This is a genomic window from Nonomuraea sp. NPDC003201 (assembly GCF_053590415.1).
Window position 1 is genome coordinate 1 of record NZ_JBSFTC010000366.1, and the last position, 9,922, is coordinate 9,922.

Annotated in this window: 9 protein-coding genes and 1 pseudogene; 2 read left to right on the forward strand and 8 right to left on the reverse strand. The window is 71.3% G+C overall.

Annotated elements, in window-relative coordinates:
- Positions 1-48: 48 nt before the first annotated feature.
- Entirely contained in the window at positions 49-1,434 is a 1,386-nt protein-coding gene (locus ACWDX9_RS54110) for a glycine--tRNA ligase (protein ID WP_350725101.1), read from the reverse strand.
- A gap of 95 nt (positions 1,435-1,529) precedes the next feature.
- The gene (locus ACWDX9_RS54115) at positions 1,530-1,817 is read right to left on the reverse strand and encodes an antibiotic biosynthesis monooxygenase family protein (RefSeq protein ID WP_449970109.1); all 288 of its coding nucleotides are present in this window, start codon (positions 1,815-1,817) and stop codon (positions 1,530-1,532) included.
- A gap of 102 nt (positions 1,818-1,919) precedes the next feature.
- On the opposite strand from ACWDX9_RS54115, the gene ACWDX9_RS54120 reads away from it, so the two are divergent.
- The gene (locus tag ACWDX9_RS54120; RefSeq protein WP_449970112.1) at positions 1,920-2,270 is read left to right on the forward strand and encodes a DUF6703 family protein; all 351 of its coding nucleotides are present in this window, start codon (positions 1,920-1,922) and stop codon (positions 2,268-2,270) included.
- Here ACWDX9_RS54120 and ACWDX9_RS54125 read toward each other — a convergent pair.
- From ACWDX9_RS54125 to sucC, 6 genes are all read right to left on the reverse strand, one after another.
- On the reverse strand, positions 2,267-3,844 hold the full coding sequence (locus ACWDX9_RS54125) for an aldehyde dehydrogenase family protein (protein ID WP_449970114.1): 1,578 nt from the start codon (positions 3,842-3,844) through the stop codon (positions 2,267-2,269). The genes ACWDX9_RS54120 and ACWDX9_RS54125 overlap by 4 nt on opposite strands.
- A gap of 10 nt (positions 3,845-3,854) precedes the next feature.
- On the reverse strand, positions 3,855-5,558 hold the full coding sequence (gene gcl / locus ACWDX9_RS54130; protein WP_449970116.1) for a glyoxylate carboligase: 1,704 nt from the start codon (positions 5,556-5,558) through the stop codon (positions 3,855-3,857).
- 83 nt (positions 5,559-5,641) lie between these two features.
- Entirely contained in the window at positions 5,642-6,502 is an 861-nt protein-coding gene (locus ACWDX9_RS54135; RefSeq protein WP_449970119.1) for an NAD(P)-dependent oxidoreductase, read from the reverse strand.
- Positions 6,499-7,263 carry a hydroxypyruvate isomerase family protein gene (locus ACWDX9_RS54140; protein ID WP_449970121.1) on the reverse strand — a complete coding sequence of 255 codons (765 nt, stop codon included), beginning with the start codon at positions 7,261-7,263 and terminating at the stop codon, positions 6,499-6,501. The genes ACWDX9_RS54135 and ACWDX9_RS54140 overlap by 4 nt, the downstream gene beginning before the upstream one ends.
- On the reverse strand, positions 7,260-8,147 hold the full coding sequence (gene sucD, locus ACWDX9_RS54145; protein ID WP_350725090.1) for a succinate--CoA ligase subunit alpha: 888 nt from the start codon (positions 8,145-8,147) through the stop codon (positions 7,260-7,262). Before sucD ends, ACWDX9_RS54140 begins: the two co-directional genes overlap by 4 nt.
- Positions 8,147-9,277, reverse strand: coding sequence for an ADP-forming succinate--CoA ligase subunit beta (sucC, locus tag ACWDX9_RS54150; RefSeq protein ID WP_449970124.1), 1,131 nt, complete (start codon positions 9,275-9,277; stop codon positions 8,147-8,149). Before sucC ends, sucD begins: the two co-directional genes overlap by 1 nt.
- Positions 9,278-9,366: 89 nt before the next feature.
- On the opposite strand from sucC, the pseudogene ACWDX9_RS54155 reads away from it, so the two are divergent.
- A pseudogene (locus ACWDX9_RS54155) lies at positions 9,367-9,922 on the forward strand (MFS transporter); the annotation flags it as partial.

Consider the following 9,922-nt stretch of genomic DNA (forward strand, 5'->3'; position numbering starts at 1 on the left):
CCCGCCGTGAGAACGGCGGGCGGCCCGTGAGACGAGCGCTGGACGAAATTAATCGTTCAGGTGCTGGCGCAGGTAGGACTCGACGCCGTCGATGGAGATGCGCTCCTGGGCCATCGAGTCGCGCTCGCGGATGGTCACCGCGTGGTCCTCGAGCGTGTCGAAGTCGACCGTGATGCAGAACGGCGTGCCGATCTCGTCCTGGCGCCGGTAGCGGCGGCCGATGGCGCCCGCGTCGTCGAACTCGACGTTCCACCGGCGGCGCAGCTGCGCGGCCAGGTCACGGGCCTTCGGCGACAGGTCGGCGTTGCGCGAGAGCGGCAGCACCGCGGCCTTGACCGGCGCGAGCCGGTGGTCGAGCCGCATGACCGTGCGCTTCTCCATGACGCCCTTGGCGTTGGGGGCCTCGTCCTCGCTGTAGGCGTCGAGCAGGAACGTCAGCGTGGCGCGGTCGACACCGGCCGCGGGCTCGATGACGTAGGGGACGTAGCGCTCCCCCGTGTCCTGCTCGAAGAAGCTCAGGTCGGTGCCCGACGCCTTGGAGTGGGCGGTCAGGTCGAAGTCGGTGCGGTTGGCGACGCCTTCGAGCTCACCCCACTCGGAGCCGGTGAAGTTGAAGCGGTACTCGATGTCGACGGTGCGCTTGGAGTAGTGGGACAGCTTCTCCTTCGGGTGCTCGTAAAGGCGCAGGTTGTCCTTGTTGATGCCCAGGTCGGAGTACCAGCGGTAGCGCTCGTCGATCCAGAACTGGTGCCACTCCTCGTCCGTGCCCGGCTTGACGAAGAACTCCATCTCCATCTGCTCGAACTCGCGGGTGCGGAAGATGAAGTTGCCCGGCGTGATCTCGTTGCGGAACGACTTGCCGATCTGGCCGATGCCGAACGGGATCTTCTTGCGCGCCGACTGCTGCACGTTGAGGTAGTTGATGAAGATGCCCTGCGCGGTCTCGGGGCGCAGGTAGGCCAGGCCCGACTCGTCCTCGACCGGGCCGAGGTAGGTCTTGAGCAGGCCGCTGAACTGCCTGGGCTCGGTGAAGGTGCCCTTGTTGCCGCAGTTGGGGCAGGTGATGTCGGCCAGGCCGCCCTCGGGCTCCTTGCCGTTCTTCTCCTCGTACGCCTCGATCAGGTGATCGGCGCGGAAGCGCTTGTGGCAGGAGAGGCACTCGGTCAGCGGGTCGGTGAAGGTCTCGACGTGACCGCTGGCCCGCCACACCTCGGGGGCCAGCACCACGCTGGAGTCGAGGCCCACCACGTCGTCGCGCGACTGGACCATCGACAGCCACCACTGCCGCTTGACGTTGTTCTTGAGCTCGACACCCAGTGGACCGTAGTCCCACGACGCGCGCAGTCCGCCGTAGATCTCGCTCGACGGGTAGACGAGCCCGCGGCGTTTGGCGAGGCTGACGATGGTGTCCATGACGTCGGTGCGTCGTGCCATTTTGGTTGATTCTCTTTCCGGCTGGAGGTCGGCGAGTGAAATTGGTGAGATCCCAGCTTAGGGGACGCACGGACCCTCTCGCGCGCCAGTAATCGTTAAGCGCCTTCCTGCGTGTAAACGTCCTCGAACGCACTGGGTTCGTTGACCATGAGAATCATCAGTGGATACATCACCATCCGGGCGGCGGAGAGCGCTCTGCGGTAGAAACCGGCACCCTCCCACTCCGTGACCAGGGCCCACAGGTTGGGCTCATCGACCGAACGGGCCAGCCTGCCACGCTGGTAGCCCGGCTGGGCGGCGAACGCGTCAAGGATGGTGTGGCCCTGCTTGACGAAATCTTGGGACTGGGACTCTGGAACGGTGTATCGGATCACGGCGAGCACCCGACCAGATTAAACGCGTTACGCCCATCTGATGCGCCTACTTCGCCAGGCGGCCCGCCCGCTCGGCGCCCTGCCTCCGTCTGTCTCCCGTAGGCTCTGGGTGTGGCCTCAGACAGCAAGCGCCCGCTTCCCAAGGGCGAGCAGTTCTTCACGCCGGGCGCGACCGGCCTGCGCAAGGCCGTCGAGCGGCGCAGCGCCGTGCCGATGACCTACCTGTTCACGCAGGTGCCCCGCTGGACGGCGCCGACGGTGCTGGTGGTCCTGCTGCTGGCCGGGTTCGCCGTGGCCAACCCGCTGGGCGGCGTGGCCGTGCTGCCGGCGATCGCCTTCATCGGCTGGCTGGCGTACCTGTCGTGGCCGTCGCTGGGGATCGGCGGAAAGGTGATGCGGGTCGCCATGCTGACCTTCCTCGTGCTCCTGGCGGCGACCCGCTTCGGCCTCATCGCCCCCTAGGGCAACAGGGTGTAGTGCGGGAAGTTGCCCGGCAGGCGCTCGCCGTCCGGGCCTCCAGTGGAGGACGCAGTGGAGGACGCGGTGGAGGACGCGGTGGAGGACGCGGTGGAGGCCCGCACGAGCAGCTCGCCGCCGACGAACGCGCCGCGCCAAGACGCCCCGAGCCCGCCGAACAGCTCCTCCCGGTCGCCGCGCGAGCGCGGCCGGTTGTGCCCGACCTTGAACGCCCGCACCTCCGGCGCCAGCCGGTGGAACGTCTCCTCCTCGTCGCACGACAGCGTGGCCACCAGGGCGCCGTTGCTGGCGTTCATGGCGGCCAGCAGCTCGGCCTCCGTGTCCACCAGCACGATGGTGTCCACGGGCCCGAACGGCTCGGCGTGGAAGAGGGGTGAGGAGCGGGGCGGGTTGAGGAGCGCCGTCGGCGCCAAATACGCCGAAATATCCTGCCCCGGCAGGAAATGTCCGGCGTCGAGCGACGCCCGATGCACCGGCACCCCTCCCCTGGCCACCGCCTCGTCCACCTGATCGGCCAGTTCCTTGGCCTTGGAGGCGTTGATCAGCGGCCCGAAGTCCAGCTCCGGCAGCGGATCGCCGGGATCGGCCACCGCGAGCGGATGGCCGAACCGCAGCGACCCCACCGCCGCCAGGTACGCCCCCAGGAACTCGTGGAACAGCGACCGCCGCACCACGAACCGCGGATAGGCCGTGCACCTCTGCTTGCCGTAGTCGAACGACGCCCGGATCTGCCTCGTGAGCAGCTCCCAGTCGCCGTACTCCCACACGCCCCAGCAGTTCAGCCCCTCCTGCTCCAGCACGTGCCGCCGCCCGAGGTCGGCCAGCGAGGTCGCCACCTTGGCCCCCGCGTCCCGGCCGCCCACGAACGACACGCTGCCCAGCGCCCGCCCGCCGGCCAGCACCGGCGACAGCTCCGCCCCTCCCCCGCTCACCAGCGTGAACGGCAGCCCCTCGCGCACCGCCAGCGCGCAGGCGAGCGTCAGGCAGCACAGGCCGCCGTCCGTGGGGGTCTTGGCGATCACCGCGTTGCCGGCCAGCGCCTGCACGAGCATGGCGTGCATGAGCACGCTCATCGGGTAGTTCCAGCTCGCGATGTTGCTGACGGGCCCGGGCAGCGGCATCCGCCCGGCGACCATGCGGTCGATCTCGGCCACGTACCAGCGCACGCCGTCCAGGCAGCGGTCCACGTCCGCGCAGGCCGTCTTCCACGGCTTGCCGATCTCCCAGACCAGCAGCAGGGCCAGCAGGTCGCGGTGGGCGGCCATCGACTCGACGGCGGCCGACACCATCGCCTTGCGCTCGGCGAGCGGCAGGTGCCGCCAGCGCCGGTGCTCCTCCACGGCGCCCGCCACCGCCCGTCCCGCGCCCGCCCGGTCGATCCGGGGCAGGCCCGCGATGGCGGTGCCGTCCAGCGGCGAGAAACCGGGCACGGGGCGCCCGTCGCGGTGCCAGATGCCGCCCCAGTGGTTGAGCACCCGGTCGTCGTGGAATGCCTCGGGGGCCGCCGAACAGCACCGTTCGTAGGCATCCCGCCAGGCCGTACCCGGCTTGATCCGCATACGCTCCTCCTCAGTCGGACCAGTCGGCGGTGATGAGCTCGGGCAGCGGCTCGAACTCCTTGATCGCCTCCAGCGACGGACCCATGGCGGCGTTGGCCTCGCGCTCGACCATCACCTCCACCAGCACCGGCAGCCGCTCCCGCGCCGACTCCGCCGTCGCCCAGGCCAGCGCGTCCCGGATGTCGCCCGGCAGCTCCACCCGGCGCGCCGGGCAGCCGAACGCCTCCATGGCCTTGACATGGTCGATGCCGCCTTCTCCGTAGTGCAGGTCCACGGCGTAGTTCATGTCGTACGGGATCTCGGCCTGCCGGATGAGGCCCAGGTACTCGTTGTTGATCATGACGATGACGAACGGGATCCGGTACTGGGCGGCCACCGCCACCTCCTCCATGAGGAACTGGAAGGAGTAGTCGCCCACCACCGCCACGACCTGCCGCTCCGGATGCGCGCACTTGACGCCCATCGCCGCGGGCACCTCCCAGCCCAGCGGCCCGGCCTGCCCGCACACCAGGTAGCGGCGCGGCAGGTAGGTCGTCTGGAACTGGCCCGACCAGATCTGGTAGAGCCCGATGGCGGTGACGAACGTGGTGTCCCTGCCGAAATACTCGTTGATCTCCTTGAACACCCGGGGCGGCTTGATCGGCACGTCGTCGAAGTCGTCGCGGCGGGCCATCGTCCTGCGCAGGTCGGCGACCTTCCGTACCCACTTGCCCGGCTGCCGCGGCCCGCCACGGCGGCGCGCCTCGTGCAGCAGCTCCCCGAGCACCGGCCGGGCGTGCCCGACGATCCCGAGGTCCGGCTCGAAGACCCGGCCGAGCTGCGTGGGCTCGATGTCCACGTGCACGAACGTGCGGCCCCGGCGATAGACGTCGAGGTCGCCGGTGTGCCGGTCGCCGAAGCGGGCCCCGATGGCCAGCACCAGGTCGCTCTCCAGGAACGCGGCGTTGCCCCACCGCGTCTGGGTCTGGATGCCCGCCATGCCCGCGAACAGCGGGTGGTCCTCGGGGAAGGCGCCCTTGCCCATGAGCGTCACCTGCACGGGCACCTGGAGGTGCTCGGCCAGCGCGCGCAGCTGGTCGGACGCGTCCGCGATGATCACGCCGCCGCCGGCCAGGATGATCGGCCGCCTGGCCTCGGCCAGCAGGTCCACGGCCCTGCGCACGGCTCCGGGCAGCGGCGCAGGCTCCTCGACGGGCAGCGGCGCGTCCAGCTCCCGGTCGTACAGGCAGGTCCCGCGCTGCACGTCCACCGGCAGGTCGATGAGCACCGGGCCGGGCCGCCCCGACCGCGCGATCCTGAACGCCTCCCTGAACACCCACGGCGCCTGCGCCGGCTCCTTGAGCTGCACCGCCCACTTGGTCACCGGCCGGGCGATCTCCACGATGTCCACCGCCTGGAACGCCTCCTGGTGCAGCTTGGAGGAGACCGCCTGGCCGGTGACGCAGATCATGGGGATCGAGTCGGCCAGGGCGGTGTAGAGGCCGGTGATCATGTTCGTGCCGGCGGGGCCGGAGGTGCCGATGCAGACGCCGACGTTCCCGGTCACCCTGGACCAGCCGTCGGCCGCGTGGGTGCCGCCCTCCTCGTGGCGTACGGTGACGTGCCTGATCGAGCTGTGCTGGAGCGCGGCGTAGAGCGGCAGGATGGCCGCGCCCGGGATGCCGAAGACGGTGTCCACCCCCTCCGACTCCAGCACCGCCACCACGGCCTCCATGCACGGAATCCTTTTTCCGCGGGCTCCTTCGTCGCCCGCGGAGAAACCCTTTGCCGTGCTTCTGGTTCTCTCGCTTCGCTCGTTCACGCATTCAGCCTTTCCACGACCTTCAGGAGGGCGGAGTGGTCGAGCGAGCCGTAGCCCTGCGCCCGGGCCGCGGCCACGAGCTGGGCGACCTGCCCGGTCAGCGGCAGGCTGACCCCGGCCTCGCGGGCGGCGGCGACGGCGATGCCCATGTCCTTGTGGTGCAGGTCGATCCGGAAGCCGGGGTTGAACTCCCGCCTGACCATGGTGTGCCGCTTGAGCTCCAGGATCCTGGAGCCCGCCAGGCCGCCCGCGAGCACGTCCAGCCCCGCCAGGGGGTCCACGCCGGAGGCTTCGAGCAGCACGATCGCCTCCGCCACCAGCCCGTAGATGCCGCCGACGACGAGCTGGTTGGCCGCCTTGACGGTCTGTCCCGCGCCGGCCGGGCCGACGTGCACGACGGTCGTGCCCAGGGTGCCCAGAACGGGCCGGGCCGCCTCGACGTCCTCGGCCGCCCCGCCCACCATGATCGACAGGGTGCCGTCGATCGCGCCGCGCTCGCCGCCGCTGACGGGGGCGTCCACCGCCCGTACGCCGGCGGCCGCCGCCTGCCCGGCGACCCAGCGGGAGGTCTCGGGCTTGATGGTGCTCATGTCGATGTAGAGCAGGTTCGGGCGGCCGTACTCGACGATCAGCGGTGCGACCTCCTCCACCTGCGGCGAGTCGGGCAGCATCGTGATCACCACCTCGGCGCCGCCGACCGCGTCGACCACGCCGGAGGCGCCCTTGCCGCCCAGGCCGACGAGCTGTTCGACCCGCTCGGCGCTCACGTCATAACCGGTCACGACATGTCCGGCTTTGAGGAGGTTGGCCGCCATCGGGCTGCCCATGATCCCCAAGCCGACGAACCCGATGTTCACGCCTGCCTCCAGTCGAACGCGCCCGGCCCCTGGTGCCGGTACTCCAGGCCGACGTGGCCCCGGTAGCCCGCCGCCGCCAGCCGGGCGAAGATCTCGCCGTACGGCATGCGGCCGCTGCCGGGGTGTCCCCTGCCGGGGTCGTCGGCGATCTGCACGTGGCCGAACCTGGCGCTGTGCCGGTCGATGAGCTCCAGCACGTCCTCGCCCATCCGGTGCAGGTGGTAGAGGTCGGCCAGGAAGGCCACGTTCTCCCGGTCGACCTCGTCGATCAGCTCGAACGCCGCCTGCGACGACGTGATCGGATATTTCGGGTTCTCGTGGGAGTTGAGGGCTTCGACCACCACGGTCGCGCCGATCGAGGCCGCCGCGTCGGCCGCCGCGCGCAGGTTCGCCACGGCCAGGGCCCGGTCGGTGCCGGGATCGTTGCCGTACAGGGCGTTGAGCACGCCGCAGCCCAGCTCGCCCGCCAGCCGGACCGCCACGTCGATGTTGGCCTGGAACCGGGCGGAGCCGTCCGGCCTGGCCAGCAGGCCGCGCTCGCCGGCGGCCATGTCGCCCGCGTCGAAGTTGAGGCCGGTCAGGCACACCCCGGCGTCCTCGATCGCCTGCCGCAACGCCGCCACCTCGACGCCCGCGGGGTCGGGGACGCCGAACGGCCACCACAGCTCGACCGCGTCGAACCCGGCCTTGGCCGCCGCCGCGGGCCGCTCCAGCAGCGGCAGGTCCGTGAGGAGAATGGACAGGTTGACGGCGAATCTCACGCCGCACCCCGCCGGCTCAGGGCAGAGCGCATGAGGCGGGCGGTCTCCGACGGGGTGCGCCCGACCCGGACCCCGGCCGCCTCCAGCGCCTCCTTCTTGGCCTGGGCGGTGCCGGACGAGCCGGACACGATCGCGCCCGCGTGCCCCATCGTCTTGCCCTCCGGCGCGGTGAACCCGGCCACGTAGGCGACCACGGGCTTGCTGACGTTCGCGGCGATGTAGGCGGCGGCCCGCTCCTCGGCGTCGCCGCCGATCTCGCCGATCATGACGATGGCGTCCGTGCCGGGATCGTCCTGGAACGCCTGGAGGCAGTCGATGTGGGTGGTCCCGACGACCGGGTCGCCGCCGATGCCGACGGCGGTGGAGAAGCCGAGGTCGCGCAGCTCGTACATGAGCTGGTACGTCAGCGTGCCCGACTTCGACACCAGCCCGATGCGCCCGGCGGAGGTGATGTCGGCGGGGATGATCCCGGCCGAGGACTGCCCCGGGCTGATGAGCCCCGGGCAGTTGGGGCCGATGATCCGGGTGCGGCCGTGCGCGAGGGCGCGGAAGCGCACCGCGTCGTGCACGGGGACGCCCTCGGTGATCACCACGCACAGCGGCATCCCGGCCTCGACCGCCTCCTCCACGGCCGGGCCGGTGAAGCGCGGCGGCACGAACACCACGGAGACGTCGGCCCCGGTCTCCCCCATCGCCTCGGCCACGGACCCGAACACGGGCACCGAGCGCTCGCCGAAGTCCACGGACCGGCCGCCCTTGCCGGGCGTCACCCCGGCCACGACGTCGGTGCCCGCGGCCAGCATGCGGGCCGTGTGCCTGGTGCCCTCCGCGCCGGTCATGCCCTGCACGAGCACCCGGCTGTCCTTGGTCAGAAAGATCGCCATCACGCACCTGCCGCGAGTCTGGCCGCCATCTCGGCGGCGCCGTCCATGGTGGAGACCTGCCGGACCGCCGGGTGCCGGGCGTCGCTCAGGATGCGCCGGCCCACCTCGGCGTTGTTGCCGTCCAGGCGTACGACGATGGGCCTGGCCAGGCCGCGCTCGCCGAGGAGCTCGAGCGCGGTGACGATGCCGCTGGCCACCGCGTCGCAGGCGGTGATGCCGCCGAAGACGTTGACCAGCACCGAGCGCACGTCGGGGTCGGCCAGGATGATCTCCAGCCCGTCGGCCATGATCTTGGCGGACGCGCCTCCGCCGATGTCCAGGAAGTTCGCGGGGGCGGCCCCGGCCCCGGCGACCACGTCGAGCGTGCTCATGACCAGCCCGGCGCCGTTGCCGATCACGCCCACCCGGCCGTCGAGCTTGACGTAGTTCAGCCCCTTGGCCCGGGCGCGGTCCTCCAGGCTGCCGGTGGCCTCCCCGTACTCCCAGGCGTGCCGGAACGCGGAGTTGCCGTCCAGGGTGACCTTGCCGTCGAGGGCCACGATGCGCTGGTCGGTGGTGCAGATCAGCGGGTTCACCTCGACCAGCAGGGCGTCCTCCGCGACCAGGACCCGCCACAGCTTCTCCAGCACCTCGGCCGCCTGCTCGGGCAGCCCCGCCTTGGCCGCCAGCAGGCGCGCGGCGTCCGCGTCCACGCCCGTCACCGGGTCGACCGGCAGCCGCACCAGGGCGTCGGGGTCGGTGGCGGCCAGCTCCTCGATCTCCATGCCTCCCCGGCCGGACACCATCGCCAGGAAACCGCCCTCAGCCCGGTCGACAAGGAAAGCCGCGTAGTACTCCTCGAACGGCACGGTCGCCGCCTCGACCAGCACGCTGCGCGCGACGTGCCCCTTGATGTCCATCCCGATCACGTGCTCGGCCTCGGCCTCGGCGGTGACCGGCCCGGCCGCGGTCCTGATCCCGCCCGCCTTGCCGCGTCCGCCGGTCTTCACCTGGGCCTTGATGACGACGGGCGCGTTCAGCTCGGCCGCTATCGCGCGGGCCTCCGCCGGGGTGGCCGCGATCCTGCCGGCCGGGACCGGGATCCCGTGACGCCCGAAGAGCTCCTTCGCCTGATACTCGTACAGGTCCATTCGAGCCTCCTTTGTAGACGGTATACCGTATGGAAAAACCCTCGTCTAGGGTCTCGACAGTCTCTCGTCTACTGGATATTCCATACAGTATGGAGAATGCAGTTAGAGACTGGCGCGGGCGTTCGTACCTTCCCGGACCCGTCCCCGCCGACCGCACGCGCATGTTCTGGCTGGCCTGGGGAGCCATGGCGGCGATCAGCCCGCTCCAGTACGGCTACGCCGCCCTCCTCGCCAAGGAGGCCACCGGGCTCACCCTCCTGGCCGTCTGGATCGCCTGCCAGGCCGCGGGCGCCCTGCCCGCGCTCCACCTGGTACGGCGGGGCCGCCTCGGCGTCCGTACCAGCCTGGCCGCGGGAGCCGCCCTGAGCTTCGCCGGCCTCGCCGCGGCGGCGCTCCCGCTGAGCGCCCCGGGCGCCTTCGCGGGGTACGCGCTCCTCGGCGGGCTGGGCGCCGGCCTGGTCTACGGGGTCTGCGGCGAGGTCGTCTCCTCCTGGTACCCGGAACGGCCCGCCGCCCGGGTCGGGCTGATCACCGGCGCCTTCGGGTACGGCGCGGTGCCCCTGCTCGTCTGGGCCGGGATCGCGCCGGCCGCCACGTCCACCGCGTTCCTGGTCGCGGCGGTCGTCGCGCTGGCGGCCATCGGGA

Coding starts and splice junctions, on each gene's coding strand:
- ACWDX9_RS54110 (WP_350725101.1), bottom strand. CDS start 1,434: ATGGCACGACGCACCGACGTCATGGACACCATCGTCAGCCTCGCCAAA.
- ACWDX9_RS54125 (WP_449970114.1), bottom strand. CDS start 3,844: ATGCGGATCAAGCCGGGTACGGCCTGGCGGGATGCCTACGAACGGTGC.
- gcl (WP_449970116.1), bottom strand. CDS start 5,558: ATGGAGGCCGTGGTGGCGGTGCTGGAGTCGGAGGGGGTGGACACCGTC.
- sucD (WP_350725090.1), bottom strand. CDS start 8,147: ATGGCGATCTTTCTGACCAAGGACAGCCGGGTGCTCGTGCAGGGCATG.
- sucC (WP_449970124.1), bottom strand. CDS start 9,277: ATGGACCTGTACGAGTATCAGGCGAAGGAGCTCTTCGGGCGTCACGGG.